30 protein-coding genes are annotated in these 26,597 nt (G+C 73.3%); 20 read left to right on the top strand and 10 right to left on the bottom strand.

Annotated elements, in window-relative coordinates; genetic code table 11:
- Positions 1-56 precede the first annotated feature (56 nt).
- Positions 57-1,115 (top strand): alpha/beta fold hydrolase, encoded by a 1,059-nt coding sequence (locus ABD067_RS17635; protein WP_343896676.1) that lies wholly within the window; start codon positions 57-59, stop codon positions 1,113-1,115.
- Between the two features lie 139 nt (positions 1,116-1,254).
- On the opposite strand, the gene ABD067_RS17630 is transcribed toward ABD067_RS17635, so the two are convergent.
- From ABD067_RS17630 to ABD067_RS17615, 4 genes are read right to left on the bottom strand one after another with little or no spacing between them, the layout of a single operon-like run.
- Entirely contained in the window at positions 1,255-2,055 is an 801-nt protein-coding gene (locus tag ABD067_RS17630; RefSeq protein WP_343896675.1) for an SDR family NAD(P)-dependent oxidoreductase, read from the bottom strand.
- A 51-nt stretch (positions 2,056-2,106) separates the two neighbouring features.
- Complete coding sequence (locus ABD067_RS17625) at positions 2,107-2,595, bottom strand: nucleoside deaminase (protein WP_343896674.1); 489 nt, start codon at positions 2,593-2,595, stop codon at positions 2,107-2,109.
- Positions 2,592-3,671, bottom strand: coding sequence for a porphobilinogen synthase (gene hemB / locus ABD067_RS17620; RefSeq protein ID WP_343896673.1), 1,080 nt, complete (start codon positions 3,669-3,671; stop codon positions 2,592-2,594). The genes ABD067_RS17625 and hemB overlap by 4 nt, the downstream gene beginning before the upstream one ends.
- Positions 3,668-4,996: an O-acetylhomoserine aminocarboxypropyltransferase/cysteine synthase family protein gene (locus tag ABD067_RS17615; RefSeq protein ID WP_343896672.1), complete on the bottom strand. Its 1,329-nt coding sequence runs from the start codon at positions 4,994-4,996 to the stop codon at positions 3,668-3,670. Before ABD067_RS17615 ends, hemB begins: the two co-directional genes overlap by 4 nt.
- Positions 4,997-5,212: 216 nt before the next feature.
- On the opposite strand from ABD067_RS17615, the gene ABD067_RS17610 reads away from it, so the two are divergent.
- A complete protein-coding gene (locus tag ABD067_RS17610; RefSeq protein WP_343896671.1) occupies positions 5,213-5,482 on the top strand; it encodes a BrnT family toxin in 270 nt (89 codons plus the stop codon).
- The gene (locus ABD067_RS17605) at positions 5,466-5,780 is read left to right on the top strand and encodes a BrnA antitoxin family protein (RefSeq protein ID WP_343896670.1); all 315 of its coding nucleotides are present in this window, start codon (positions 5,466-5,468) and stop codon (positions 5,778-5,780) included. The genes ABD067_RS17610 and ABD067_RS17605 overlap by 17 nt, the downstream gene beginning before the upstream one ends.
- A 17-nt stretch (positions 5,781-5,797) precedes the next feature.
- Here the strand turns inward: ABD067_RS17605 and ABD067_RS17600 are convergent, their stop codons facing one another.
- Entirely contained in the window at positions 5,798-6,790 is a 993-nt protein-coding gene (locus ABD067_RS17600) for a cyclase family protein (protein ID WP_343896669.1), read from the bottom strand.
- A gap of 191 nt (positions 6,791-6,981) precedes the next feature.
- Between ABD067_RS17600 and rpiB the strand changes: the two genes are divergently transcribed.
- The 11 genes from rpiB (at position 6,982) to ABD067_RS17545 (ending at position 16,540) form a co-directional block, all read left to right on the top strand.
- On the top strand, positions 6,982-7,449 hold the full coding sequence (gene rpiB / locus ABD067_RS17595) for a ribose 5-phosphate isomerase B (RefSeq protein WP_343896668.1): 468 nt from the start codon (positions 6,982-6,984) through the stop codon (positions 7,447-7,449).
- Between the two features lie 4 nt (positions 7,450-7,453).
- Entirely contained in the window at positions 7,454-8,761 is a 1,308-nt protein-coding gene (glyA, locus tag ABD067_RS17590) for a serine hydroxymethyltransferase (protein ID WP_343896667.1), read from the top strand.
- Between the two features lie 25 nt (positions 8,762-8,786).
- On the top strand, positions 8,787-9,239 hold the full coding sequence (gene nrdR, locus ABD067_RS17585; RefSeq protein WP_343896666.1) for a transcriptional regulator NrdR: 453 nt from the start codon (positions 8,787-8,789) through the stop codon (positions 9,237-9,239).
- A gap of 34 nt (positions 9,240-9,273) precedes the next feature.
- Complete coding sequence (locus ABD067_RS17580; RefSeq protein WP_343896665.1) at positions 9,274-10,314, top strand: alpha/beta hydrolase; 1,041 nt, start codon at positions 9,274-9,276, stop codon at positions 10,312-10,314.
- Positions 10,315-10,419: 105 nt separating this feature from the next.
- A complete protein-coding gene (gene ribD, locus ABD067_RS17575) occupies positions 10,420-11,553 on the top strand; it encodes a bifunctional diaminohydroxyphosphoribosylaminopyrimidine deaminase/5-amino-6-(5-phosphoribosylamino)uracil reductase RibD (RefSeq protein WP_343896664.1) in 1,134 nt (377 codons plus the stop codon).
- Positions 11,535-12,143 (top strand): riboflavin synthase, encoded by a 609-nt coding sequence (locus ABD067_RS17570; RefSeq protein ID WP_343896663.1) that lies wholly within the window; start codon positions 11,535-11,537, stop codon positions 12,141-12,143. Before ribD ends, ABD067_RS17570 begins: the two co-directional genes overlap by 19 nt.
- Positions 12,140-13,315: a 3,4-dihydroxy-2-butanone-4-phosphate synthase gene (ribB, locus tag ABD067_RS17565; RefSeq protein ID WP_343896662.1), complete on the top strand. Its 1,176-nt coding sequence runs from the start codon at positions 12,140-12,142 to the stop codon at positions 13,313-13,315. Before ABD067_RS17570 ends, ribB begins: the two co-directional genes overlap by 4 nt.
- The gene (gene ribH / locus ABD067_RS17560; RefSeq protein WP_343896661.1) at positions 13,312-13,797 is read left to right on the top strand and encodes a 6,7-dimethyl-8-ribityllumazine synthase; all 486 of its coding nucleotides are present in this window, start codon (positions 13,312-13,314) and stop codon (positions 13,795-13,797) included. Before ribB ends, ribH begins: the two co-directional genes overlap by 4 nt.
- Positions 13,794-14,315, top strand: coding sequence for a transcription antitermination factor NusB (gene nusB / locus ABD067_RS17555; protein WP_343896660.1), 522 nt, complete (start codon positions 13,794-13,796; stop codon positions 14,313-14,315). The genes ribH and nusB overlap by 4 nt, the downstream gene beginning before the upstream one ends.
- 4 nt (positions 14,316-14,319) lie before the next feature.
- Complete coding sequence (gene thiL / locus ABD067_RS17550) at positions 14,320-15,300, top strand: thiamine-phosphate kinase (protein ID WP_343896659.1); 981 nt, start codon at positions 14,320-14,322, stop codon at positions 15,298-15,300.
- A 19-nt stretch (positions 15,301-15,319) separates the two neighbouring features.
- Entirely contained in the window at positions 15,320-16,540 is a 1,221-nt protein-coding gene (locus tag ABD067_RS17545; protein ID WP_343896658.1) for an MFS transporter, read from the top strand.
- Between the two features lie 18 nt (positions 16,541-16,558).
- On the opposite strand, the gene ABD067_RS17540 is transcribed toward ABD067_RS17545, so the two are convergent.
- Entirely contained in the window at positions 16,559-16,966 is a 408-nt protein-coding gene (locus ABD067_RS17540; RefSeq protein ID WP_343896746.1) for a putative toxin-antitoxin system toxin component, PIN family, read from the bottom strand.
- The gene (locus tag ABD067_RS17535; RefSeq protein ID WP_343896657.1) at positions 16,963-17,199 is read right to left on the bottom strand and encodes a hypothetical protein; all 237 of its coding nucleotides are present in this window, start codon (positions 17,197-17,199) and stop codon (positions 16,963-16,965) included. Before ABD067_RS17535 ends, ABD067_RS17540 begins: the two co-directional genes overlap by 4 nt.
- A 197-nt stretch (positions 17,200-17,396) precedes the next feature.
- On the opposite strand from ABD067_RS17535, the gene ABD067_RS17530 reads away from it, so the two are divergent.
- The 5 genes from ABD067_RS17530 to guaA all read left to right on the top strand — a co-directional run bounded on the left by ABD067_RS17530 (position 17,397) and on the right by guaA (position 23,060).
- Positions 17,397-18,260, top strand: a complete 864-nt coding sequence (locus ABD067_RS17530) for an SDR family NAD(P)-dependent oxidoreductase (RefSeq protein WP_343896656.1) — start codon at positions 17,397-17,399, stop codon at positions 18,258-18,260.
- A gap of 487 nt (positions 18,261-18,747) precedes the next feature.
- The gene (locus tag ABD067_RS17525) at positions 18,748-19,443 is read left to right on the top strand and encodes a haloacid dehalogenase type II (protein ID WP_343896655.1); all 696 of its coding nucleotides are present in this window, start codon (positions 18,748-18,750) and stop codon (positions 19,441-19,443) included.
- Complete coding sequence (locus tag ABD067_RS17520) at positions 19,440-20,765, top strand: RsmB/NOP family class I SAM-dependent RNA methyltransferase (RefSeq protein WP_343896654.1); 1,326 nt, start codon at positions 19,440-19,442, stop codon at positions 20,763-20,765. Before ABD067_RS17525 ends, ABD067_RS17520 begins: the two co-directional genes overlap by 4 nt.
- Before the next feature lie 32 nt (positions 20,766-20,797).
- On the top strand, positions 20,798-21,406 hold the full coding sequence (locus ABD067_RS17515) for a GNAT family N-acetyltransferase (RefSeq protein ID WP_343896653.1): 609 nt from the start codon (positions 20,798-20,800) through the stop codon (positions 21,404-21,406).
- 58 nt (positions 21,407-21,464) lie between these two features.
- Positions 21,465-23,060, top strand: coding sequence for a glutamine-hydrolyzing GMP synthase (gene guaA / locus ABD067_RS17510; protein WP_343896652.1), 1,596 nt, complete (start codon positions 21,465-21,467; stop codon positions 23,058-23,060).
- Between the two features lie 48 nt (positions 23,061-23,108).
- Here guaA and ABD067_RS17505 read toward each other — a convergent pair whose 3' ends face one another.
- The 3 genes from ABD067_RS17505 to ABD067_RS17495 all read right to left on the bottom strand — a co-directional run bounded on the left by ABD067_RS17505 (position 23,109) and on the right by ABD067_RS17495 (position 24,720).
- Entirely contained in the window at positions 23,109-24,023 is a 915-nt protein-coding gene (locus ABD067_RS17505) for a glycoside hydrolase family 16 protein (RefSeq protein ID WP_343896651.1), read from the bottom strand.
- 243 nt (positions 24,024-24,266) lie between these two features.
- Complete coding sequence (locus tag ABD067_RS17500; protein WP_343896650.1) at positions 24,267-24,401, bottom strand: hypothetical protein; 135 nt, start codon at positions 24,399-24,401, stop codon at positions 24,267-24,269.
- Between the two features lie 172 nt (positions 24,402-24,573).
- Complete coding sequence (locus ABD067_RS17495; protein WP_343896649.1) at positions 24,574-24,720, bottom strand: hypothetical protein; 147 nt, start codon at positions 24,718-24,720, stop codon at positions 24,574-24,576.
- A 422-nt stretch (positions 24,721-25,142) separates the two neighbouring features.
- Between ABD067_RS17495 and ABD067_RS17490 the strand changes: the two genes are divergently transcribed.
- Positions 25,143-26,537 carry an NAD(P)/FAD-dependent oxidoreductase gene (locus tag ABD067_RS17490; RefSeq protein WP_343896648.1) on the top strand — a complete coding sequence of 465 codons (1,395 nt, stop codon included), beginning with the start codon at positions 25,143-25,145 and terminating at the stop codon, positions 26,535-26,537.
- The last annotated feature ends 60 nt before the right edge of the window (positions 26,538-26,597 follow it).

Below are 26,597 nucleotides of genomic sequence, written 5' to 3'. Positions count from 1 at the left end.
GGGGGGCTGGCAAGGCGGCGGGGAACCCGGCGGCGGGCGTCGCGCGTTGGGCCGGCATGAACCCTCGTTCCGTCACGCTCCGGCCCCGTCCCCCCTGGTTCGGCGGCACCCTCCAGACCGTGCGCGCCCTGCGCTGGCCGATCCCCGCGGCGCTGCCGCCGGGCCATCGGTTGTGGCTGCCGCTGCCGGATGGCGACGCGCTGGCCTCGACCCTGCACCTGCCGTCCGCCGCGGGGTCGCCCGCGAAGCCGCTCGCCGCGCTGGTGCACGGGCTGACGGGCAGCGAGGACGATCCCTACCTGCGCGAGCACGCCGCGGGTCTGCTGCGCCGCGGCTTCCCGGTGCTCCGGATCAACCTGCGCGGCAGCGCCAAGAGCCGGTCGCGCAGCACCAGCCACTACCACCTGGGCCGCTCGGCCGACCTCGCGGCGGCGTTGTCGGCCTTGCCGGACGCCCTGACCGGGAGGGGCATCGTGGTGGCCGGATGGTCGCTCGGCGGCGCGCTCGCCCTCCTGCTGCTCGCGCGCGAGGGCGAGCGGCGGGACGTGGCGCCCATCCTGGCCGGTGCCGCGATCTGCCCACCGCTCCAGCCGGAGGTGGCGCACCAAGCGATCGACGCCAACGCGGTGCTCGGCCGGGCGTTGCTGGCGCTGTACCGGGCCGAGGTGCTGGCGGTGCCCGCGCGCGACCTGGACGCCGACCTCCGCCGCGCCGCCGCCCGCGCCACGTCCCTGCACGAGTTCGAGGCGACCGTGACGGCGCCGCGCTTCGGCTACCCCTCCTACGAGGTGTTCACCGAGATGGAGCGGCCCGCCGCCGTTCTGCCGGACATCCGCGTGCCGACCCTGCTGCTGATGGGCGGCGACGACCCGCTGGTGCCGGCGGCGGAGTCTATGGAGGTGATCGACTGGGACGCGTGCCCCGCGGTCGCGCCCCTGGTGGTGCGGGGCGCCGGACATTGCGGCTTCTACGACCTCGGGCGGGAGAACCTGTCCGTCCGGGCCATCGGCGCCTTTTTCGAGGGAGCGGCGGGCGGGGCCGCCGCTGCGGATGTCCCGGTCATTGAGAGGGCCGCGTCGGCCGCCGCAAGGGTCGCCGATCCGGCCCCGGCCTGAGCGGGGCTTTGTTCCTCACGTCCTCACCGACCCTCGCCCGCCGCCCTCGGACGAGAGGCGCGATTCGGGTGCTGGCAAAGCACCTCGGCTCAACCCGGTTGGTGAAGTGGGTTTTCCCGTTGCTTGAGCGTTTGGGCGCTCAGAACCCCGGGCGCGGCGTCAGCTCCATCAGCGCCGTGCCGAGCCCGCCGTCCACCAGGATCTCGGCGCCGTTGACGTAGGAGGCGCGCGGGCTGGCCAGGAACAGCACGGCGTCGGCGATGTCGGCGGGGGTGCCGATGCGGCGGCTGGGGAGCATCGCCTCCCGCCGCTCCTTGATGCCGGGCGCGGCATAGAAGGCCTCCGACATGGGCGTGCGGATGAAGCCGGGGCTGACCACGTTGCTGCGGAGGCCGGACGGCCCCCATTCGAGCGCCAGTTGCCGGGACAGCATGGCGACCGCGGCCTTGCTCGGGCTGTAGGCGCCGGAGCGCGGCTGCGGGTTGGAGGCGGCGATGGAGGCGATGTGGACCAGCGCGCCGGAGCCGCGCTCCGTCATGCCGCGGCCGAAGGCCTGGGCGCAGAGCAGGTAGCCGGTGAGGTTCACCGCCAGCAGCGCGTCCCACTCCGCCACCGGCAGGGTGGAAAGCGGGCCGGGCCGGAGGACGCCGGCGTTGTTCACCAGGATGTCGGCCGGGCCGAGGCGCGCGGCCACCGCCTCCGCCGCCGCCCGCACGCTCGCCTCGTCCGTGGTGTCGCAGCCGAGCGCCACGCACCGCGCGCCCTGGCCCGACATGTCAGCGGCCAGCGCCTCGCAGGCCGCCGCGTCGCGATCCAGCAGCGCGACCGCCGCGCCCGCCGCCGCGAAGCCGGCCGCCATCGCCCGCCCCATGCCGCCCGCCGCGCCCGTGACGACCGCGATCTTGCCCGCGAGCCCGAGCCAGTCTTGCCCCTCAGCCATCGCCGTTCCTCCCGCCTTTCCCGTGATCACACGCGGTCCCGGCGGGGCGGGTCAAGCGACGGGGCCGCCTCCGCCCAGCCCGGCGTGCGGCGCCGCGGCCTCGTCTTCGAGGAACGGGCCTTCCACTGCCATCGGCCGCCGGCCGCGCGCCGCCACCTTCGCCGCCGGGAGCTGCACCGGCAGCCAGGGCAGGGGGCCGCCTCGGGCGCGCGGCAGGTCGGCTTCGCGCAACCCGAACACGACGCGGCCGATCCCGGCGACATAGGACGCGGCGGCGCACATGGCGCAGGGTTCGGTGGACGAATAGAGCGTGGCGCCGGACAGGCGCTCCTTGCCGTGCGCGCGGGCGGCGTTGCGGATCGCGGCCACCTCCGCGTGCGCCGTGGGGTCGCCCTCGGTGACGGCCCGGTTCCCGGTTTCGGCCAGGGGCGCGCCGTCCGTGGCCAGCAGCACCGCGCCGAAGGCCCCGTCGCCCCGCGCTCTCGCTTCGTGCGCGAGGGCGATGGCGCGGCGGAGGCGGGCGGCGTCTTCCGGCGTCACCGGCCGCGCAGCAACCGCGCCGCCTCGGGCGCGAAGTAGGACAGCACGCCGTTGGCGCCGGCGCGCTTGAAGGCCAGCAGGCTCTCCATCATGGCGCGCTCGCGGTCGAGCCAGCCGTTGTTCGCCGCCGCCGTGATCATCGCGTATTCGCCGCTCACTTGGTAGGCGAAGGTCGGCACGTCGAAGCGCTCCCGCACCCGGCGCACGATGTCGAGATAGGGCATCCCCGGCTTGACCATCACCATGTCGGCGCCCTCCGCGAGGTCCAGCGCCACCTCGCGCATCGCCTCGTCCGAGTTCGCCGGGTCCATCTGGTAGGTCTTCTTGTCGCCCACGAGCGCCTGCGCGCTGCCCAGCGCCTCGCGGAACGGGCCGTAGAAGGCGCTCGCGTACTTGGCGGCGTAGGACATGATGCGGGTGTCGATGAAGCCTTCCGCGTCCAGCGCCCGGCGGATGGCGCCGACGCGGCCGTCCATCATGTCGGACGGCGCGATCACGTCGATGCCGGCTTCCGCCTGGTTCACGGCTTGGCGGACCAGCACGGAAACGCTGTCGTCGTTGTGGACGTAAGCGCCGACGCGCGTGTCGCGGATGACGCCGTCGTGGCCGTGGCTGGTGTAGGGGTCGAGCGCCACGTCGCCGACCAGCCCGACCTCCGGGAAGGCGCGCTTCAGCTCGCGCGCGGCGCGGCAGATCAGGTTGTCCGGGTTTAGCGCCTCCGTGCCCTCGGCGTCCTTGGCTTCGGCGGGCGTGACGGGGAAAAGGGCCACGGCGGGGATGCCCAGCTCCGCCGCCTTCTCTACGTGCTTGGCCAAGCGGTCCACCGTGACGCGAACCTGCCCCGGCATGGATGCGACTGGGGTTTCCGCGTCCCGGCCTTCCATGACGAAGACCGGCCAGATCAGGTCGTCCGTGGTCAGCGCGGTCTCGGCGACGAGGCGGCGCGTCCAGGCGTCGCGCCGGTTCCGCCGCATCCGGACGGTGGGGTACGCGCCGGGCGTCGCAGCCGCTTCCGGCGCGAACTCGACGCGGCCGATGTCGCCGGCGGCCGCGTCCCTGCGTCGGTCGGCGTTCATTCGGCCGCCTTGGCCCGCGCGGGCGAGGACGCCGCCGCGAGCGCCTGTTCCAGGTCCGCCAGGATGTCGTCGATGTGCTCGATGCCGATCGAGAGCCGCACGTAGCCCGGGGTCACGCCCGACAACGCCTGGTCCTCCAACGAGAGCTGGCTGTGCGTGGTGGTCGCCGGGTGGATCGCCAAGGAGCGCGCGTCGCCGATGTTGGCCACGTGGTAGAACAGCTTCAGCGCGTCGATGAAGCGCGCCCCCGCCTCGGCGCCCCCGGCCAGTTCGAAGCCCATCAGGCTGCCGTAGCCGCCCTTGAGGTAGGCGTCGGCGCGGCGCTTGGCCTCGCCCTGCATCAGGCTCGGGTGGATCACCTTGGTCACGCCCTCCCGCCCGGCCAGCCAGCCGGCGACGCGGGTAGCGTTGGCGTTGTGGCGCTCCATCCGGAGCGGCAAGGTCTCCAGACCCTGGATGGCCAGGAACGCGTTGAAGGGCGCGAGCGGCGCGCCCATGTCGCGCAGCAGGCAGGTGCGCATCCGCACGATGTAGGCCACGGGCCCCATCGGCTTCGTGGCCTCCGTCCACACCGCGCCGTGGTAGCTCGGGTCCGGCTTGTTGAGCGTCGGGAAGCGGTCGCCCCACTTCGCCCAGTCGAAGTTGCCGCCGTCGATCACCGCGCCGCCGATGGCGGTGCCGTGCCCGCCGATCCACTTCGTGGTGGAGTACATCACCACCGCCGCGCCGTGGTCGAAAGGCCGGCACATCACCGGCGCCGCCGTGTTGTCCATGATGAGCGGCACGCCGAGTTCGCGGCCGATGGTCGCCACCTCGCCGATCGGGAAGACCTGGAGCTTCGGGTTGGGCAGCGTCTCCGCGTAGTAGCAGCGCGTGCGCGCGTCGGTGGCGCGGCGGAAGTTCTCCGGGTCGGCCGGGTCCACGAACCGCGTCTCGACGCCGAACTGCTTCAGCGTGTTGGCGAAAAGGTTCCAGGTGCCGCCGTAGAGGTCGGTCGAGGACACGACGTTGTCGCCCGCCTCGCACAGGTTCATCACCGAAAAGGCGCTAGCCGCCTGGCCCGACCCCAGCGCCAAGGCCGCCGCCCCGCCCTCCATCGCCGCGAGGCGCGTTTCCAGCGCGTCGCAGGTGGGGTTCATGATGCGGGTGTAGATGTTGCCCATCTCCTGCAAGCCGAACAGCCGCGCGGCGTGGGCGGTGTCCTGGAACTGGTAGGAGGTGGTCTGGTAGATCGGCACCGCGACGGCGCCGGTGGTCGTCTCCGCCCGGTGGCTGCCGCCGTGGAGCGCGAGGGTCTCGGGGTTGGTCGAGGTCGGCCGGCTCATCGTCCCCTCCGTCGTGTCGCCTGGGCGGCGCTGCGGTTCAGGCGGTAGTCGTGCCACGCCGGGCGGGCGGGCGCAAAGCGCCTCCGGTAGGCGCCTCGGCGGGCAGCCGCGGGATTGCTGACTCCGCGAGTCGCCTCGGCGCGGACCGTTGAGAGCGAAGGCCCCGCTTCCACGATCAGCTTTACGTCCACGCCAGATTGCAGCTACAATTTGCGCGTGGCCTACAGGTGGGACGAAGCCAAACGCGCCGCGAACCTCGCCAAGCACGGCGTTGATTTCACGGAAGCCGAAGGCTTTGACTGGTCTGCCGCCTTGGTGCGGGCCGACCTCCGCGCCGACTACGGCGAGGTTCGGCTCGTCGGCATGGCGCCGATCGGGGACAGGCTGCACGTCCTGGTCTTCACGATCCGCCGCCGGGGCCTGCGCGTCATCAGCTTACGACGGGCGAGCGCGAAGGAGTTGAAACGCTATGAAGCCGAAGCTTAGGGCACCCACCCCGGAGGAAGAGGAGGCGATCCAGCGGGGCATCGCCGCCGACCCCGACAACCCCGAATGGACGGGAGCCGACTTCGCTGCCGCCCTGCCCGCCGCCGAGGTGGTCCCGGCCGTCGCCGCCGCCCACGCCCGGCGCCGGGCGCGCGGCCCGCAGAAGGCGCCCACCAAGCGCCTCGTTTCCATCCGGCTCGACCGCGACGTGCTGGACGCGCTCCAAGCGTCCGGTCGCGGCTGGCAGGTGCGCGTGAACGAGATCGTCCGCCGCGCGGTCCTAGGCGACAAAGGGTAGGCGCTCGCCCCCGCCCGTCAGCGGATCGCCACAGGGTTGATGATCGCCTGCACCGCGCCGCGGTAGCGCGGCTGGCCGAGCGTGAACATGAACTCCGACACCCCGTCCCGCACCAGGGCGGAGGTGTCGAGGTTCTCCAGGATGTGGATGCCGTTCTGGGCCAAGAGGATCTGGTGGCCCTGCCAGACCACGTTCGGGTCCTTGAAGGGCACGCACTCCACGCCCCAGGTGTCGGCGCCGACCGCGCAGGGCTGCATCCCGGCCAGCAGCTGCGCCCCGGCGCCGTCGATGCCCGGCTCCTCGTCGCCGAACCGCTTCGGGTTCTCGGGCAGCGTCGAAAGCCAGCCGGTGTGCAGCACCACCGCGTCCCCTGGCGTGACGCGCACGTTCTGCTGCTGCATCGCCTGGCGCAGCTCGTCCGCCGTCACCAGCTCGCCGCCGTCGAGGCGCGGCTTGCCCTTGAACTTCGCCAGGTCCACGAGCACGCCGCGCGTGACCATGGGCGGCACGTTCTCCACGCCGAGCTTGGTGACGCCCGTGGTGCGGACGAAGTCCTGCGCCTTGTTGCCGTTGTAGAAGGTGTAGTCCACGCCGAGGTGGGCGAAGGTGTCGATCTGGGTGCCGACGCCGAGCCAGCCCGAGATCATGTCGTCCACGTAGGACATCTTGTTGTTGCCGAAGGTCTGGCCGCCCTCCTGGCCCGGCATCAGGACGGTGACGCCGACGCTGCGCGGCGGGAAGGCGGGGGTGGAGCGGTCCACCACGATGCCCATCGGGTAGGCGCGGCCCTGCGTCACCAGCCGGGCCGCCTCCTGCACCTTCTGCGGCGTCAGCAGGTTCATGTTGCCGAGCGTGTCGTTGGGCCCGAAGCGGGAGGTCCGGACGGGGCCGGCCGCGGCCGCCGTGCCCCCGGCCTGCGCCTGGACCGGCGTGGCGCGGAAGCCCTCGCGGACGGCGAGGCAGCCGCCGCACACGGCGCCGAAGAAGTGCCGGCGTGAGATCCCTTGCATCCTGTTCCCTCCCCATCGTTGCGCCCGCCGCCGGAAAGGCGCGGCGGGCGCAACGATGGTGGCTGAGGCGCCGCGGGCTCCGCAACCGCCGATCCGCCAAGCGCGAACCGGCCCCCCGGGCGCGCCACGGCTCGACACCAATCCTTGGGTACGGCGTTCCGGCCCGCCACAGGAGGTGGTATCCTCGGCGGATGGCCCCCGCTCCCCAATCCCCCGTCGCCATTGGAGGCGACCACGCCGGGCTGCCGCTCAAGCGGGCGTTGCAGGAGGCGTTGGCCGCCGGCGGACACGAACTGCTCGACTTCGGCACCAACGAGGCGGCGAGCGTGGACTACCCGGACTTCGCCCACCTCGTCTGCGCCGCCGTGCAGGACGGGCGCGCCCGCTTCGGCGTTCTGGTCTGCGGCAGCGGCATCGGCATGGCCATCGCCGCCAATCGCCACAAGGGCATCCGCGCCGCCGTGCTGCACGACGCCACCGAAGCGCGGCTGACCCGCGCCCACAACGATGCCAACGTCGCCGCCTTCGGCGCCCGCCTGGTCGGGCCGGAGGTGGCGCTGGACGCGCTCAAAGCCTTCCTGTCCACACCATATGAGGGCGGGCGGCACGACAAGCGCCTCGCCAAGCTCCTTCCGCCTGACCCTTCGCCGGGATCATGAATCCATGAACGAAACCAGCCCAGCTTCCAGCCCCGCCCGCTTCTTCGGCGCCTCGCTCGCCGAAGCCGACCCGGACCTCGCCGCCGCCATCGGCCGCGAGCTGGCCCGGCAGCAGGACGGCATCGAGCTGATCGCCTCCGAGAACATCGTCTCGCGCGCCGTCCTGGAGGCGCAGGGCTCGGTGCTGACCAACAAGTACGCCGAAGGCTATCCCGGCCGGCGCTACTACGGCGGCTGCGAGTTCGTGGACGAGGCCGAAACCCTGGCGATCGAGCGCGCCAAGAAGCTGTTCAACTGCGGCTTCGCCAACGTGCAGCCGCATTCCGGCGCGCAGGCGAACCAAGCCGTGTTCCTGGCCCTGCTCCAGCCGGGCGACGCCTTCATGGGCCTCGACCTCGCGGCCGGCGGGCACCTGACGCACGGCTCGCCCGCCAACCTGTCGGGCAAGTGGTTCAAGCCCGTGCCCTACACGGTGCGGCGCGAGGACCAGCTCATCGACATGGAGGAGGTGGCCCGCATCGCCCGCGAGAGCCGGCCGAAGCTCATCATCGCCGGCGGCTCCGCCTACGCGCGGCAGTGGGATTTCGCCCGGTTCCGCCAGATCGCGGACGAGGTGGGCGCGCTGTTCATGGTGGACATGGCGCACTTCGCCGGGCTGGTGGCGGGCGGCGCGCACCCCTCGCCCTTCCCGCACGCCCACGTCGCCACCACCACCACGCACAAAACGCTCCGCGGCCCGCGCGGTGGCATGATCCTGACGAGCGACGAGGCGCTGGCGAAGAAGTTCAACAGCGCCGTCTTCCCCGGCCTCCAGGGCGGGCCGCTGATGCACGTGATCGCCGCCAAGGCGGTGGCCTTCGGCGAGGCGCTGCGGCCGGAGTTCCGCGCCTACTCCAAGGCGATCGTCGCCAACGCGAAGGCGCTCGCGGAGGAGCTGCGCGGCCAGGGACTCGACCTCGTCACCGGCGGCACGGACAACCACCTCCTGCTGGTGGACCTGCGGCCGAAGCGCGTGACCGGCAAGGCGGCCGAGGCGGCGCTGAACCGCGCCCACCTCACCTGCAACAAGAACGCCATCCCCTTCGACCCGGAGAAGCCGATGGTGACGTCGGGCGTCCGCCTCGGCACGCCCGCCGGCACCACGCGCGGCTTCGGCGAGGCAGAGTTCCGCGAGGTCGGCCGGCTGATCGGCGAGGTGCTGGACGGCCTCGCCCGCGCCAACGACGCGGCCGAGGGCAACGCCGCCGTCGAGGCTTCGGTGAAGGCGCGCGTCCTGGAGCTGTGCGGGCGCTTCCCGATATACCGGGACTAGTTACAAGAAGAAGGAGAAGGCCGGGATGCGCTGCCCCTATTGCGGTCGGGACGACACGCAGGTGAAGGACAGCCGCCCGGCCGAGGAGGGCGCTGCCATCCGCCGCCGCCGCTCCTGCCCCGGCTGCCACAGCCGCTTCACCACCTTCGAGCGGGTGCAGCTCCGGGAGCTGACGGTGCTCAAGAGCGACGGACGCCGCGTGCCCTTCGACCGCGAGAAGCTCGCCCGCTCCATCCGCATCGCGTTGCGCAAGCGGCCGGTGGACGAGGACCGGATCGAGCGCATCGTCAACGGCATCCAGCGCAAGCTGGAGGTGGAAGCGGATTCGGAGGTCACGTCGCGCCAGATCGGCGAGATCGTGATGGAGGCGCTGCGCGCGGTGGACCAAGTGGCTTATGTCCGCTTCGCCAGCGTGTACCGCAACTTCGGCGAGGCGAAGGACTTCCGGGCGTTCCTGGGCGAGTTGGAGCCGGGGTAGCCGCGCCCGGCCCGGTGGAAAGGAGCGCCGCCGCATGATGCCCCACGACGTCACGGAGCACGTGCTACGCGGCCCTTCGGGCCACGCCAGCTTCTACCTCGCTTGCGGCGCCGAGGACGCGCCGCTCATCGTCTTCGTCCACGGCTGGCCGGAACTGTCCGAGAGCTGGCGCCACCAACTGCCCTGCTTCGCCGCCCTCGGCTTCCGCTGCGTCGCGCCCGACATGCGCGGCTACGGCCGCTCCTCCGTGCCGGCGCGGCGGGAAGACTACACGATGCGGCCGATCGTGCGCGACATGCTCGAACTGCTCGACGGGCTAGGCCGCGAGCGCGCCGTTTGGGTCGGGCACGACTGGGGAAGCCCGGTGGTGTGGAGCCTCGCCGCGCACCACGCCGGGCGCTGCCACGGCGTGGCCAGCCTGTGCGTGCCCTACATCGCCGGCGGCTTCGCGCCGCCGAACGTCATCCCCCTCGTGGATCGGGAAACCTACCCGGAGGCGGACTGCCCCGCCGGCCAGTGGGACTACCTGCTCGCCTATGAGGAGGACTGCGCCGCCGCGGTCGCCGCCTTCGAGGCCGATCCCGCCGCCACCGTCCGGGCGCTGTTCCGCGCCGGCAACGCGGCGGCCCGCGGCAAGCCCGCCCGCACCGCCACGATCCGGCGCGACGGCGGCTGGTTCGGCGGCGCCGGCCGGGCGCCGGACGTGCCGCGCGACCCCGCCGTGCTGGCGACCGAGGCGGAGATGCACCGCTACGCCGCCGCCCTGGGCCGCAACGGCTTCGCCGGCCCCTGCGCCTGGTACATGAACCACGCCAGCAACCAAGCCTACGCCGCGGCCGCGCCCGAGGGAGGGCGGCTGTCCATGCCCGTGCTGTTCCTGCACGCGGCCCACGACCAAGTCTGCGAGACGATCGATTCCCGCCTCGCCGAGCCGATGCGGCGGGACTGCGCCGACCTGACGGAAGCGACCGTCGCCTCCGGCCACTGGATGGCGCAGGAGAAGCCCGCCGCGGTGAACGCCGCCCTCGCGCGCTGGCTGGCGACGCGGCTGCCGGGGGTCTGGCCGAAGCCCTGACCGGGAGCCGGGCCGCTTCCCCGTGGGGACGCATGCCCGGCGGCGCCGGCCGACAGGGCCCCGGCCCTTGCCGAACCGCCCGCCCCCGCGCTCAAACCGCCCTGCATGGCTGCCCCCGACGATCTCCACCACATGCGCGCCGCCCTGTCGCTCGCGCGACGGGGCCTCGGCAGCACCTGGCCGAACCCTTCGGTCGGCTGCGTGGTCGTGCGCGACGGCTCGGTGGTCGGGCGCGGCTGGACCCAACCGGGCGGCCGCCCGCACGCCGAGACGGAGGCTCTGGTGCGCGCGGGGGAAGCGGCCCGGGGCGCGACCGTGTACGTCACCCTGGAGCCTTGCTCGCACTGGGGCCGCACGCCCCCTTGCTGCGACGCGCTGGTCGCCGCCGGCGTCTCGCGCGTGGTGGTGGCGACCGGCGACCCGGACCCGCGGGTGGACGGGCGCGGCCTCCGCCGGTTGCGGGACGCCGGGATCGCCGTGGAGGCGGGACTGCTGGAAGCCGAGGCCCGCGCCGTCATCGCCGGCTTCGTCCGTCGCATCACCCTCGGCCTGCCGCTCGTCACCCTGAAGCTCGCCACCAGCCTGGACGGGCGGATCGCCACCGCCACGGGGGAGAGCCGCTGGATCACCGGCGCCGCCGCGCGCCGGGCGGCGCACGGGCTGCGGGCCACCCACGACGCGGTGCTGGTGGGCAGCGGCACCGTCCTGGCCGACGACCCGGACCTCACCTGCCGCGTCCCCGGCATGGCCCGCGTGCCCATCGCGCGGGTGGTGGCCGACACGCGGCTCAGGACGCCGCTCGCCTCCCGGCTGGTCGCGACCGCGTTCGCCGCCCCAACTTGGATCGCCACCCGCACCGGGCAGCCGCCGGCGGCGTTGGCGCCCTACCTCGAAGCCGGCGTCGAGATCCTGCCGATCCGTGCGAGAGAAGGGGGGGTGGACCTCGCCGCCCTGCTCGGCGCCCTGGCCCAGCGGGGCGTGACGCGGGTGCTGGCGGAGGGCGGCGCCGGCCTGGCCGCCGGGCTGTTGCGGGCCGGGCTGGTGGACCGGGTCGCGTGGTTCCACGCCCCGGGCGTCATGGGCGGCGACGGATTGCCCGCCGTACGCCCCTTGCCGCTGAAAAGCCTGTCCGCCATGCCCAGATTCCGCCGCGTGGCCAGCCGCGCCGTGGGCGAAGACTGGTTGACCGAATTCGAGCGATGCGAGGACAGCGGGCCGCCATGTTCACAGGAATCGTGACCGACCTCGGCACGGTGCGGGAGGTCCAGCCCATCGGCGGCGGGCACGACATGCGCCTGGTCATCGGCACCTCGCCCGCCTTCCTGGCCGAGCCGGCGCCGGCTGCGGTCGGCGCCTCCATCGCCTGCTCCGGCGTCTGCCTCACCGCCGTGCAACTCGGCGGCGACTGGTTCGCGGTGGACGCCTCGGCCGAAACGCTGTCCAAGACCACCCTCGGCCGGGCGCGCGGGGGCACCCGCATCAACCTCGAACGCTCGCTCCGATTGGGCGACGAACTCGGAGGCCATCTGGTGTCCGGGCACGTGGACGGGGTAGCCGAGGTGCTGTCCGCCACGCCGGAGAACGCCTCCGTCCGCTACCGCTTCCGCCTGCCGCCAGGCCTGTCGCGCTTCGTCGCGGTCAAGGGCTCCATTGCGATAGACGGCGTCTCGCTCACGGTGAACGAGGTTGACGGCGATGCCTTCGGGGTCAACATCATCCCCCACACCGCCGCCGTCACCACCTTCAGCACCCTGCAACCGGGCTCCTTGGTGAACATCGAGATCGACACGCTGGCGCGCTACGTCGCCCGGCTGAAGGAGACCGCATGAGCGCCACTCCGCCGCCCGGCGCGACCGCCGAAGCGCCGCCGCAGCGCGTCCACTTCCACGACTTCGTGTCGCCCACGGAGGAACTGCTGGACGAGGCGCGCTCCGGGCGCATGTTCGTGCTGGTGGACGACGAGGACCGCGAGAACGAGGGCGACCTCGTGATCCCCGCGCAGTTCGCCACGCCCGAGGCCATCAACTTCATGGCCAAGCACGCGCGCGGCCTGATCTGCCTGGCGCTCACGCGCGGCCGCGTGGAGAAGCTCGGCCTGCCGCTGATGGCCCAGGCCAACGGCACCCGGCACCAGACCGCCTTCACCGTCTCCATCGAGGCGCGCGAGGGCGTCACCACCGGCATCTCCGCCGCCGACCGCGCCCACACCGTCGCCGTCGCCATCAACCCGGAAACCGGGCGGGACGACATCGTCACCCCCGGCCACGTCTTCCCGCTGGTGGCGCGCGACGGCGGCACCCTGGTCCGCGCCGGCCACACGGAGGCGGCGGTGGACTTCGCGCGCCTCGCCGGCCTCAACCCCTCGGGCGTGATCTGCGAGATCATGAACGACGACGGCTCCATGGCGCGGATGCCCGACCTCGTCGCCTTCGCCCAGCGCCACGGCCTCAAGCTCGGCACCATCGCCGACCTGATCGGCCACCGCCGCCGCACCGAGCGCCTGGTCCGCCGCGTCGCGGAAGGCCACATAGACCACGCGGTGGGCGGCGAATGGCACCTCGTGGTCTACACCAGCACCCTGGAGTACGGCGAACACCTGGCGCTGGTGAAGGGCGACGTACCGGGCGCGGCCGGCGACGCGCCGGCCATGGTGCGGATGCACGCGGCCAACCTGCTGCACGACATCATCGCCGGCTCAGGCACGGGCGACCTGCACAGCGCCATGGCGATGATCGCCGAAGCCGGCCGCGGCGTCGTCGTGGTGATCCGCGACGGGCGCCCCACCGGCGTCAGCGAGCAGGTCCGGCTCGGCGGCCGCGACCGCCGCGTGGTGCCGCCCGAGATCCGCGACTACGGCATCGGCGCGCAGATCCTCGCCGACCTCGGCGTGCGCGACATGGTGCGGCTGTCCGACAACCCGCGGCCGATCGTGGGGCTGGAAGGCTACGGGCTGCGGGTGGTCGAGACCCGGCCTTTGCGCAAGGGAGGGCCGGGCGCGTGAGCACTATAGACGCGGTTTCGCGGGAGACGCCTTCCATACCGGGGCCGCCGCCGCGCCTGCTGGTGATCCAGGCGCCGTACTACGAACAGGTGGTGGGCGGGATGCGCCGCGGCGCGGAAGGCGTGTTCGCCGAAGCCGGCGCGGGCGTCGAGGTGGTGGACGTGGCCGGCGCCTTCGAGCTGCCGGCGGCGCTGCGCATGGCGCTGTCGCAAACCGGCACGCGCTTCGACGGTTATCTGGTGCTCGGCTGCGTGGTGCGCGGCGAGACCGACCACTACGACCACATCTGCCGGGAGACCTGCCGGGGCGTGATGGACCTTTCGACCGAAACCGGCGCCGCCATCGGCTTCGGCCTGCTGACGGTGGACACCCTGCAACAAGCGGTGGCCCGCTCCGGCGAGAACAGGATGAACAAGGGCGCGGAAGCGGCGCAGGCGCTGCTCGGCCAAGTGGCGCTGCGCCGGCGTTGGAAGCTCGCGTGAGCGGCGCCAGAAAACACGCGCCGCGCCGGAGTAGCGGCGGCGGCCGGCCGCGCACCGGCGCCCGCGTCGCGGCGGTGCAGGCGCTCTACCAGAGCGAGCACTCGGGCGAGGCGGCGGAAACGGTGATCGACCAGTTCATCCGCCACCGCCTGGGCGCGCTCCCGGGCCAGGACGGCTTCGAGGACGGCCGCGTGCCGGAGGCCGACGTGCCGCTCTTCGCCGCCATCGTCCGCAAGGCGGCGGCGAACGGCGAGGCTGTGGACACCGTCATCTCCAACCACCTCGGCGTCGATTGGCCCATGCCGCGACTAGACCCGGTGCTGCGCGCCCTGCTGCGCGCCGGCGCCGCGGAACTCATGGGCGGCGCGCAGCCGCCGGCGCGGGTGGTGATCAACGAGTACCTCGACATCGCCCACGGCTTCTTCTCCGGCGAGGAGCCGCGCTTCGCCAACGGCGTGCTCGACGCCGTGGCGCGCTCCCTGCGGCCCGAGGAGTTCCCCGCCGCCGGCCGGGCCTGACCCCGTGCCGCCGTCGCCGCCGCTGCCGGGCGAGTTCTCGCTCATCGCGCGGCACTTCCGGCGGCTCGCCGGCCCCGGCTCGCTCGACCTCTCCGACGACGCCGCGGTGTTCGACCCGCCGCCGGGGCGGCAACTCGTGGCGGCGGCGGACGCGATGGTGGCCGGCGTCCACTTCCTCCCCGGAGACCCGCCGGACACGATCGGCCGCAAGCTGCTGCGCGTGAACCTGTCCGACCTCGCGGCCATGGGCGCGGCGCCGCTCGGCTACCTGCTGACCGCGGCGCTGCCGCGCGGCACGCCCGACGAATGGACCGCTTCCTTCGCCGACGGCCTGGAAGCGGACAACCGCGCCTTCGGCGTCCACGCGCTCGGCGGCGACACGGTGTCCACGCCGGGGCCGGCGACCTTCTCGCTCGCCATCCTCGGCACCGTCGCGCCCGGCGCGGCGCTGCTGCGCGGCGGCGCGAGGCCGGGCGACCGCCTCTGGGTGTCCGGCACGCTCGGCGACGGCGCGCTCGGCCTGCGCGTGCTGCGCGGGGAGTTGGCGCCGGACCCGGCCGGGCACCTCGCGCGCCGGTACATGCTGCCGGAGCCGCGCTTGGCCCTGGGCGCCGCGCTGGCCGGCGTGGCGACGGCGGCGATGGACGTGTCGGACGGGCTGGCGCAGGACCTGGGCCACCTGTGCCGCGCGTCCGGATGCGCCGCCACCGTGGACGCGGCGGCCCTGCCGCTGTCGGACGCGGCCCGCGCCGCGGTCGAAACGGACCCCGCGCTGCTGTCATTGGTGCTCGCCGGCGGGGACGACTACGAACTCCTCTTCGCGGCTCCTCCGGCGCTGTCGGAGGAGGTGCTGACCCGTGCGGCGGCGGCCGGCACGCCGGTCACGCCGGTCGGCGCCTTCGCCGACGGGCCGCCGGAAGTGTCGGTGCTGGGCGCGGACGGGGCGCCCGTGCCGCTGCCGCAAGGAGGTTGGAGCCATTTCTGACGCGCCGTCCCCGAGCGCCATGAAGCGGCAGGTCCTGCTGCTGTTCTTCTGCTCCGCGCTGACGCAGGCCAGCACCGTCGGCCAAGCGGTCATGGCGGCGCTGATCGGCCACTCGCTCGCCGAGGACAAGTCGCTCTCGACCCTGCCCGTCGCCATCCAGATGACCGCCACCATGGCCGCCTCCATCCCGGCCGGCATCGTCTTCGCCCGGCTCGGGCGGCGCCCCGGCTTCATCCTGGGCGCGGTGGCGGCGCTGGTCGGTTCGCTCACCTTCGCGGCCGGGGTGTGGTGGGGCAGCTTCCCGGTCTACTGCCTGGGCGCCGTGTTCGCCGGCCTGGGCTTCGGCGTCGGCCAGCACTACCGCTTCGCCGCGGCCGAGGTGGCGACGCCGGGCTACCGGCCGCGCGCCATCTCGCTGGTGATGACGGGCGGCGTGCTCTCCGCCGCGCTCGGGCCGGAGATCGTCAAGCACACGCGCGACATGGTGGTGCCGCACCTGTTCCTCGGCACCTACCTGACGCTCGCGCTGCTGCCGCTGCTCTGCATCGCGCTGCTGTCCTTCGCCCGGCTGCCGCCCCCGCCGCCCCGCAACGCCGGCGGCGCGCCGGTGCGGGAGATCGTCGCCCGCCCGGCCTTCGTCGCCGCCGTCGTCACCGGCATGGTCGCGTTCGGCACCATGAACCTCATCATGACCTCGACGCCGGTGGAGATGATGCTCTGCGGCTTCGGCATCGGCGCCTCCGCGACCGTCATACAGGCGCACGCCGTCGCCATGTACGGGCCGGGCTTCTTCACCGGCCGGCTGATCTCCCGGTTCGGCACGGCCCGGGTCGCCGCCACGGGCGCCGCGCTGTCGGCGCTGTGCGTGCTCGTGGGCCTGCAAGGGCAGGGCTTCTGGCACTTCGCGGCGGCGCTGACGCTGCTCGGCGTCGGCTGGAACTTCATGTTCGTCTCCGCCACCACCATGCTCTCCGCCGCGCACGACCCGGCCGAGCGCGTCAGGGCGCAGGCGGCCAACGACCTGATCGTCTTCGGCACCGTCGCCTGCACCGCCTTCCTGTCCGGGGCGGTCCACGCCGGCGGGGGCTGGGCGGCGCTGAACCTCTCTATCCTGCCGCCGCTCGCGGTGGCGGTGGCGCTGCTGGCTTGGCAGCGGTGGCGCGCGAGCGGACGTGACGCCGCCTCAACAGTAGCGCCGTCGCCCGCAGTCCCGGCGAGCGGACGTCCAGCGCACCGCTGACCGATGCGGCTATAGAGCCTATCGCCGGTCGTGCTCGATCCACTGAAGGAATTCGGCCGGGCGCAGCACCTGGATGCCGCGCCAGGGACGCAGCACCAGCAGGTCTTCGTCGCCGGTCACGATCGCGTTCGCCCCTGCCGCCAGCGCCAGTTCGAGATAGCGGTTGTCCTTGGGATCGCGGCAGTCCCGCGGCTCGACCCAGAGCGCGGCCGCGGCCAGCAGTTCGAGGGCTTCGCGGCGGCGGTCCTCCGTCACAACGCGCGCGAACTTCGGGCGCGCCAGGACTCCGGCGATCTCCCGCTGCACCGCGTCCGACAAGGCGATGGTGGTCCTCGCCCGCGCGACGGCCAAGGCACGGCGAGCCGTTCCGTTCGGGTTCAGCGCAGCCGAGACGACGGCGCTCGCATCGACGACGGTGACGCTCAGCCCCGGCGCTCCGCGTTGTAGGCCGCCAACTCGGCCTCGATCTCGGCCTCTGTGAGGCCGGCTTCCCGCGCCTCGGCCGCGGTGCGCTCGAACAGCGCGACCAGCGGATCATCGGCGCCGGGCCGGACCAACCGATCCACGAGGCGCCCGACCGCCTCCAGCCGCCGCGCGTCGGAGAGGGCGGCCGCCATTACCGCCTCAACGGGAATTTCGATCTTCGACGCCTGGCTCATGGCGAGACTCCAATCATGACCCCATCCTATCGGGGACGCCGGCCGGAACCACCCTGGGCCGCTGAGCCTCGGCCCGCGCGCCGGGGCGAGGTTGCGGAGGAGGTGGGCGGCGCTCGATCTTGCCATCCCGCCGCCCGCGGCCCAGGTGGGCGGACCGCCGTTCCCGCCCCGGCATACGTTGCGACAGGAGTGACCCCATGCCCCACCCGGCCCTCTCGCCCGACGCCGTCGCCGTCGTCACCGGCGGCGCGTCCGGCATCGGTTTCGCCGCCGCCGTGCGCTTCGCCCGCATGGGCCTGAAGGTCTGCATCGCCGACCTCGGCGGCGACCGCCTCGCCCACGCCGCCGAGGCGCTGGCCGCCGCCGCCCCGCGCGGTGGCGCCGACGTCATGGCCGTGGCGACCGACGTCGCGGAGGCCGACGAGGTGCGCCGGCTGGAGGCCGCCGTCCGCGAGCGCTTCGGCGGCACCGACGTCCTGATGAACAACGCCGGCATCCAGCCCGGCAGCGGCGTGTTCGGCCCGGCGGAGAACTGGCGGCGGGTGCTCGGCGTGAACCTGTGGGGCGTCGTCAACGGCACGCAGGCCTTCGTGCCGGGGATGATGGAACGCGGGCGCCCGGGCCTCGTCATCAACACCGGCTCCAAGCAGGGCATCACCACGCCGCCCGGCGACCCGGCCTACAACGTGTCCAAGGCGGGGGTGAAGGCCTTCACCGAGGCGTTGCAGCACGAACTGCGCAACACGCCGGGCTGCCGCCTCAGCGCGCACCTGCTGATACCGGGCTTCGTCTTCACGCCGCTCACCGCGAAGGGCCGCGCCGACAAGCCGGCCGCGGCCTGGACGCCGGAGCAGACCGTGGACTTCATGCTGGAGCGCCTTGAGGCAGGCGACTTCTACATCCTCTGCCCCGACAACGACGTGCCGCGCGCGCTCGACGAGCGCCGCATCCTGTGGGCGGCGGGCGACATCGTGGAGAACCGGCCGCCGCTCTCGCGCTGGCACCCGGACCACGCCGCGGCCTTCGCCGCCTTCGTGGAAGGGGAGAAGGAGCGCCCCTGACGACCGGGCGCGACCGGCCGCGCCTGGACATCGCACGATCAATAGGCTAATATTCCTAGATGACTTCCGCGCCCGACGCAAGCCCCCGTCCCACCCAGCCGCTTGAGGGGAGGGGTTTGTCCAAAAGCGACGAAGGACGGTCCCGATTCCGCCCGACGCCGCCGCCGTCCATCACCGGGAGCGCGCGGCGCCCCGCGCCTCGGCCCCGTTCCGCAAGGGAGGGCATTTTGTCCGAAAGCGCCAAAAGCCGCTTCCATCCAGCGGCGCCGCCGGCGAAAGGCGGCGCGGGGCGCCCCTCCTCCCGCTTGGACGCTTGGCCCCGGCGCGCGGCAGCGGGGATTTTGTCCGAAAGCGACGAAAGGCGTTCCCGACCGATGATGGAACCGACGGAGACCGGAGCGGCCCACCCCCCGCCGCACCGGCGCGGCCCGCCCCGCCGCCTGGAAGGGGCATTTCGTCCGAACGCCGCAAAAAGCGGTTCCGCCCGATGACCGCCTCCGCCACGCGCCGCCGCGCGCCGCCCAAGGCCGCGGTGTTCGACGCCTACGGCACGCTGCTCGACGTCCACGCCGCCGTCGGCCGCCACGCCGCCAGGCTCGGCGACAAGGCGCAGCCGCTCTCCGCGCTCTGGCGGAGCAAGCAGCTCGAAGCGACCTGGATTTTGTCCGCTTGCGGCGCCTACGAGGATTTCTGGGCCATCACCGACCGCGCCCTCGGCCACGCCATGCGGGTCCACGGCGTTTCGGACGCGGCGCTCCGGGCCGACCTCCTGTCCGCCTACCGCGAACTCGACGCCTACCCCGACGCCGCGCCCACGCTCCAAGCCCTGCGCGCGGCCGGCCTCGGCACCGCCATCCTGTCCAACGGCACGCCGGAGATGCTGGCGAGCGCCGTGGCGGCCGGCGGGCTCGGCCCGCTGCTGGACGACGTGCTCTCCGTCCACCCGCTGCGACGCTACAAGCCCGACGCGCGCGTGTACGCTTTGGCCACCGAGCGCTTCGCGTGCCAGCCGCACGAGATCGCCTTTGTGTCCTCCAACGCCTGGGACGCCTACGGCGCCGCTCGCTTCGGCTTCCGCGTGTTCTGGGCGAACCGCGCCGGCGGGCCGTTGGAGTATTGGCTCGACGAGTTGGCAGAAGCGGCGCTGCCCGGCCTCGCCGCCCTGCCGCAGCGCTTGGCGTGACGCCCGCCGCGCGCCTCGCCGCCGCCATCGACCTGCTCGGCGCGATCGAGCAGGCCGGCCGCAAGCCCGCCGACGCGGTCGCCAACGACTTCTTCCGCGCCCGCCGCTACATCGGCGGCGGCGACCGCCGCGCCGTTTCCGATCGGGTCTGGGGCGTGCTCCGCCGCCGCCTGCGCCTCGGCTGGTGGCTGGAACTCGTGGGGGCGCAACCGACGCCGCGCCTGCTGGTCGCCGCCGACCTGCTGCTGGCCGAGGGCCTGGACCCCGCCGCCGTGGCGCGGCAGGCCTTCTCCGGCGGCCAGTACGCGGCGGCGGCGCTCGATTTGTCCGAAGAGCGCGCGCTGCGCGCCATCGCCGCCCGCCGCCGCTCCGGCGGGGCGCTGGAGCACCCGGGGATGCCGGAGGCCGTGCGGCTCGAACTGCCGGACTGGGCGCTGCCGGGCTTCCGCGCCCGGTTCGGCCCCCGCCTCGCCGCCGAGGCGGCGGCGATGCAGGAGCCCGCGCCGCTCGACCTCCGAGCCAACCTGCTGAAGACGACGCGCGAGGGCGCGGCGGCGCTGCTTGCGGCCGAGGGGATCGAAACGGAGCCGACGCCGTTCTCGCCTTGGGGCCTGCGCGTGCCGGAGCGCCGCCCCGTCACCTCCACCCGCGCCTTCCAAGAGGGGCTGGTGGAGGTGCAGGACGAGGGCAGCCAGCTCGTCGTCCTGCTGACCGGCGCCGAGCCGGGGATGCGCGTGGCCGATTACTGCGCCGGCGCCGGCGGCAAGACGCTGGCGCTCGCGGCCGCGATGGGCAACCGCGGCCGCATCACCGCCTGCGACGTTTCGACGCCGCGGCTGGAGGGCGCCGTCCGTCGGCTGCGCCGGGCCGGTGTGGACAACGCCGAGCGGCACCTGCTGGAGCCGGGCGACCGTTGGGCCAAGCGCCGCGCCGGGACCTTCGACCGGGTGCTGGTGGACGCCCCCTGCACCGGTACGGGCACCTGGCGGCGCAACCCGGACGCCCGCACCCGCACCGGCCCGGAGGACCTCCGTGAACTCCTGCCCAAGCAGGCCGCGATCCTGGACGCCGCCGCCGGCTTGGTGCGGCCCGGCGGCGGGCGCTTGGTGTACGCGACCTGTTCGGTCCTGCCCGAGGAGGACGAGGAGCAGGTCCGCGCTTTCCTCGGCCGCCACCCCGATTTTGGCCTCTTGCCACTTTCCGCCGCTTGGGCCGAAGCTGGAACCGTTCCGCCGCCCGGGGACGGCGAATTCCTCCTGACAAGCCCGGCCCGGCACGGAACCGACGGCTTCTTCGCCGCGATCCTGCAACGTGGGCGTTGACCGGCCGAACACGGAGAAAGGGAGCGCGCAGCATGATCTGCGTCCGCCGCGCCAGGCCTGGCGATGCCGCCGCCATCGGCGCCGTCCACGTGTCCGCTTGGCGCAACACCTACGCCGGCGTGCTCCCGGACGATTACCTCGCCGGCCTCTCCGCCGTGCGCCACGCGGCCGGCTACGAGCGGGCGATCGCCGACCGGCGCAACGGCCACGCCATGTTCGTCGCGGTCGCGTCCGGCCCCGACGCGCCGCCGGGCAGGCCGGAGGGCGGGGGGGACGGGGGCGGCGCGGTGGTCGGCTTCGTGTCCGGCGGCAGGGGGCGGCGCCCCGGCCTGTGCGGCGAGCCGGTGGCCGGGAGCGGGGAGGTGGAGACGCTCTACCTCCTGGACGACTACCGCGACCGCGGCATCGGCCGGCGCTTGATGCGCGCCATGGCGGCCCATCTGGCCGCGGTCGGCTGCCGCTCGGCCGTGCTCTGGGTGCTCAGCGACAACCCGACGCGGTGGTTCTACCAGCGCCTGGGCGGCCGCGCGGCGGCGCGGGAGGTGATCCGCTTCGCCGGCCGGCAGGTGGAGCAGACGGCCTACCTCTGGGACCCCATCAACATCCTGCTGATGGCGACCGCGTCGGCGCCCGAGCGTTGACCCGCCCCGCGGACGCCCGACGCTTGCGGCGCGCGGCGCTCCCGTGCTGCAAGGCGCCATGACAGACCCCGCCGCCCCCCCGGCCGCTCCCTTGGCCGCCTCCGGGCACGACCGCATCCTGATCCTCGACTTCGGCAGCCAGGTCACGCAACTCATCGCACGCCGCCTGCGCGAGAACGGCGTCTACTGCGAGATCTGGCCCTGCAACGCCGCCCCGGACGCGCGCATCGCGGAGTTCGCCCCGCGCGGCGTCGTCCTCTCCGGCGGCCCGGCCAGCGTGACCACGGACGAGAGCCCGCGCGCGCCGGACTTGGTCTTCCGGATGGGCGTGCCGGTGTTGGGCATCTGCTACGGCCAGCAGACGCTCGCGGCGCAGCTCGGCGGCGCGGTCGAGAATTCCGACCACCACGAGTTCGGCCGCGCCTTCGTGGACGTGACGGGCGAATGCGCCATCACCAAGGACCTTTGGGCGCCGGGCGCGCGCGAGCAGGTCTGGATGAGCCACGGCGACCGCATCACGCGCCTTCCCCCGGGCTTCCGCTCCGTGGCGAGCAGCGAAGGCGCGCCCTTCGCCGTCATCGCCGACGACGAGCGCCGCTTCTACGGGACCATGTTCCACCCCGAAGTGGCGCACACGCCGCACGGCTCCCAGCTCCTCCGCAACTTCGCCCAAGGCGTCTGCGGCTGCCGCGGCGACTGGACGATGGCGGGCTTCCGCGCCGAGGCGGTGGAGCGCATCCGTGCCCAGGTCGGCAGCGGCCGCGTGGTGTGCGGCCTCTCGGGCGGCGTCGATTCCTCCGTCGCCGCCGTGCTGCTGCACGAGGCGATCGGCGACCAGCTCACCTGCATCTTCGTGGACCACGGCCTGCTCCGCGCCGGCGAGGCGGAGGAGGTGGACCGCACCTTCCGCGACCGCTTCAACATCCGCCTCGTCCACCGCGACGCGAGCGACGTGTTCCTCAAGGCGCTGGCGGGAACCACCGACCCGGAGCGGAAGCGCAAGACCATCGGCAGCCTCTTCATCGACGTGTTCGAGGAGGAGCAGGCCAAGATCGGCGGCGCCGATTTCCTGGCGCAGGGCACGCTGTACCCGGACGTGATCGAGAGCGTGTCCTTCGCCGGCGGCCCGAGCGTCACCATCAAGTCGCACCACAACGTCGGCGGCTTGCCGGAGCGGATGCGGATGCGCCTGGTCGAGCCGCTGCGCGAGCTGTTCAAGGACGAGGTGCGGGCGCTCGGCCGCGAGCTGGGGCTTCCGGAGGCGATCGTCGGCCGCCACCCCTTCCCGGGGCCGGGCCTCGCCATCCGCATCCTCGGCGAGGTGACGCGCGAAAGCTGCGACATCCTCCGCAAGGCCGACCGCATCTACCTGGAAGAGATCCGCGCCGCCGGCCTCTACGACGCCATCTGGCAGGCCTTCGCCGTGCTGCTGCCGGTGCGCTCCGTCGGCGTGATGGGCGACGGCCGCACCTACGACCAGGTCTGCGCGCTGCGCGCGGTGACGAGCACGGACGGCATGACCGCCGACGTGTACCCTTTCGACATGGGCTTCCTGACGCGCGTGTCGAACCGCATCGTCAACGAGGTGCGCGGCATCAACCGCGTGACCTACGACATCACCTCGAAGCCGCCCGGCACCATCGAGTGGGAGTAGCGGCGCGGCCGGGCATGGTCCCCGGCCGCGCCGTCCTTCAAGCCGGGTTCAGATGAACCACTGGCCCGTGGCTTCGTAGTTCGCCATCGCCTGCGCGGCGAGCGCTTCCCAATCCACGGGCTGCGCAGCCTGTTCGACGGGCGCCGGGGCAGGGGGCGGCTCCTCCGGCGCGGCCACCAGCGCGGCCTCCAGCGCGGCCTCGACCGGCTCCGCTTGCACCACGGCCGCCTGCTGCACGCCCGCGCCGCCCTGGCGGCCGCCGTCGGCGACGGAGATCCTCGCCCAGTCGACGTGCAGGTTCACCTGCGCGGGCGTGGTGGCGTCCGGGCCGCCGTTGAACCAGGTTTGCCCGTCGCTCGACACCCAGCCCGAGAAGCCGAGCGCCATCGGCTCCTGCGGCACGTTCGACGTCGTCGAGTACATCTCCCGGCCGTCGATGTAGTAGGTCAGCCGCTCGGGCGTCCAATCCACCGCGTAGGTGTGCCACTGCGAGGTGTCGAGGCTGAAGCTCTGGCCCTCGTAGTGGTCGGCGCCGCCGCCGCCGTCCCAATGGACGGTGAAGTGCGCCTTGCTGCGGTCGCCTTCCGGCGTTTCCAGCAGGTCGATCTCCGGCGGGTAGACGTTGTCCGTCGGCCAGAGGACGAGCACGCCCTGCGTGCCCTGGCCGGGGTCCACCTTCGCGCGGACCTCGAAGCGGCCGTAGGTCTGGCCCTCCCAGCCCTGCGACAGGCCGCCCGCGCTCCACCAGCCGCCGTGGTCGGTCATGCTGATCGTCAGCTCGCCATCGCCCACACGCACGTCGTCGTTCGACCACTGGAAAGCGCCGCCGTTGCCCGAGTCGCCGCCGTACATCACCGGCCAGGTGTCGCGGTCCACCGCGCTCCCGTTGAACCCGTCGAACAGGACGGTGCGCCAGCCATCGGCGTTGAGCGCGTTCGGGTTCTCGTCGTTGTAGGTGCCCATTCCGAGTCGGTTCTCCAATCCGTCCGGCGCGGCGTTCCCGTCGCGTCCCGGACTGCTCCGTTGCGGAAATGTCAGGACCGGGCCGCCGTGAGGGCGCGGCCTGGTGTGGGCGCGCCGCGGCCGCGGCGCGTCCGGTCGGACGCCCGCGTCCCATCGACCGCGCGCCGGGAGGCGGGCGGCAGGGGAGAGGGCGCGTCGTGTCGTGGAGGCCGCCGCCGTTGCCGCGGCGGCCCGAGGACCGGGCTAGTGGGTGCCGATCCGGTCTTCCGGCTGGCGCGGCGCGGCCGTCACCTGCCCGCCCACCGCTTCGCCCCGGCCGGTTTCGGCGCCGTCGAAGGTCGAATGGGCAGCGGCGGGGAAGAGCGGCGCGTCGTCCAAACTTGGTGTCCTTCTCCGGCGTAAATCACTCATAAGTTGATGAGCGTTGCGCCCTGTTAATCCAAAGGTGATCGCGAATACAAGAGTTGTATTTGAGGAACCGTGGTGTTCCGAAATGGAAAAGCGCGCGCGTGATTCGGCACGCGCAGGCCATGTCCGCCGGGCGCCCGCGTCAGGTCGTGGGTTGGGACAGGATGGCGCGATGCAGGCGCTGGACGTGGGAATTGTAGTCCGAGTTGATGTTCGTGCCGTCGTAGTTCAGGTTCGAACTGCCCGAGTAGCGGATGCTGAAGCGCCGCGGGTCATGGAGGATGTCCACCACAGCCTGCTGGCCGCGGCGGCTCAACGTGCTGCGCAAGAGGCTGGGCGCGCGACTCGATGACCCAGCCCTGGGAAGCGCCGGCGCGCCGGATCTGTTCGGCGCGTATCGCGCTGGAACCGCGGCCGCTGAACTCGCCGCCGATCTCCCGTTGCAGGGGACCTGGCGGCAGGCCGCCACGGCCGCCCCGGCGAGGCCGATCCCGAAGGCGTTCCGGAGAAGGGCGCGACGCTCCATGGGGCTGCTCCCGATGCGGCAGAGCGGTTCCGGTTTCCCGGGGGATGTGCCCCGGCGCGGCGGTCGCGCAACCGGGCTCGGCCCCGCCCGGACCAGCCCTGCGCAGCGCGCGAAGATCACGATTGCAAAGCGCGCCGCGCTCGGGTTCCTTCTCCGCCGACCTCACGCTTTCGGGAAAGGCCCTCATGCCGCTGGACACGACCACGACCGCCGCCGCGCCGGACGCCCCGTCCACTCCGCCCGCCGCGGAATGCGACGTGCTGGTGATCGGCGGCGGCCCGGCCGGGTCCACCACGGCGGCGCTGCTCGCGGAGCGCGGCCGCCGCGTGGTGCTGGTCGAGAAGGACGTCCACCCGCGTTTCCACATCGGCGAATCGCTGCTGCCGCAGAACCTGCGGGTCTTCGAGCGGCTCGGCCTGCGCGAGGACCTCGCCCGCATCGGCGTGTTCAAGCCGGGCGCGGCCTTCGTCTCCGACGCGCACGATGGCAAGCAGGTGGCCTTCCCCTTCGCCGAGGCCACCAACCGCGACTACACCCACAGCTACCAGGTGAAGCGCGCCGAATTCGACGAGATGCTGTTCCGCAACGCCGCCGCCCGCGGCGCGGAGGCGCACGAGGGGATGCGCGTGACGGAGGTGGCGCTCGACGCCGCCCGCGGCTCGCTCGTCACGGCCGAGGACGCGCGGGGCAACGCGCGGACCTGGCGCGCGCGCTTCGTGGTGGACGCCTCCGGGCGCGACACCTTCTTCGCCAGCCGCATGGGCAGCAAGAAGCGCAACAGCCGCAACAACACGGCGGCTTTGTTCTCCCACTTCAAGGGCGTGAAGACGCGCGACGGCTCGGCGGAGGAGGACGGCTACATCGGCATCCACCTCTTCGAGCACGGCTGGTTCTGGTTCATCCCGCTCCAGGGCGGGATCATGAGCGTCGGCGTCGTCAGCGACCCGGACTTCTTCAAGCGCCGCCGCGGCACGCTCGACGAGTTCCTGCGCGAGGCCATCGCCATGTGCCCCTCCACGGCGGCGCGGGCGCGGGACGCGGAGATGGTGATGCCGGCGCAGGCGACGGGCAACTACTCCTACCGCTCGGACACGATGGCCGGCGACGGCTGGCTCATGGTCGGCGACGCCTTCGCCTTCATCGACCCGGTCTTCTCCTCGGGCGTCTGCCTCGCCATGGCGAGCGGCGACTTGGCGGCCGACGCCGTCCACACCTGGCTCGACGACCGCGCCGCCGCCGCGCCGGCGCTGCGTCGCTTCGAGAAGAAGGTGCGCGGCGCCATCGGCTCGCTCTCCTGGCTGATCTACCGCATCAACGACCCGGTCATGCGCGACATGTTCATGGCGCCGAGCAACCGCTTCCGGATGCGCGAGGGCTTGGTCAGCATGCTGGCCGGTGACGTCCACAGGAACCCGCACCTCCGGGTGCCGGTGCTGGCCTTCAAAACGTGCTACTACGGCCTGCGCGTCGCGCGCCGGCTCGGCTGGCGGCCGGACGGGGCGGGCATGGTGCGCGTCGCAACGCCCGCCGCGCCGGCGACGGCCGCGGCGGAAGCGGGCGCGACGGCCACGGCGCGGTGAGGAGGCCCCTGGCTCAGCGCGCGCCGGCTTCGAGCCAGCGGCCCGCCGCCGCGTCGGCGC

The organism is Craurococcus roseus, assembly GCF_039523795.1.
In the GTDB taxonomy this organism is placed as follows: Bacteria; Pseudomonadota; Alphaproteobacteria; order Acetobacterales; family Acetobacteraceae; genus Craurococcus; species Craurococcus roseus.
This window is presented reverse-complemented; position numbering and strand designations above follow the sequence as displayed.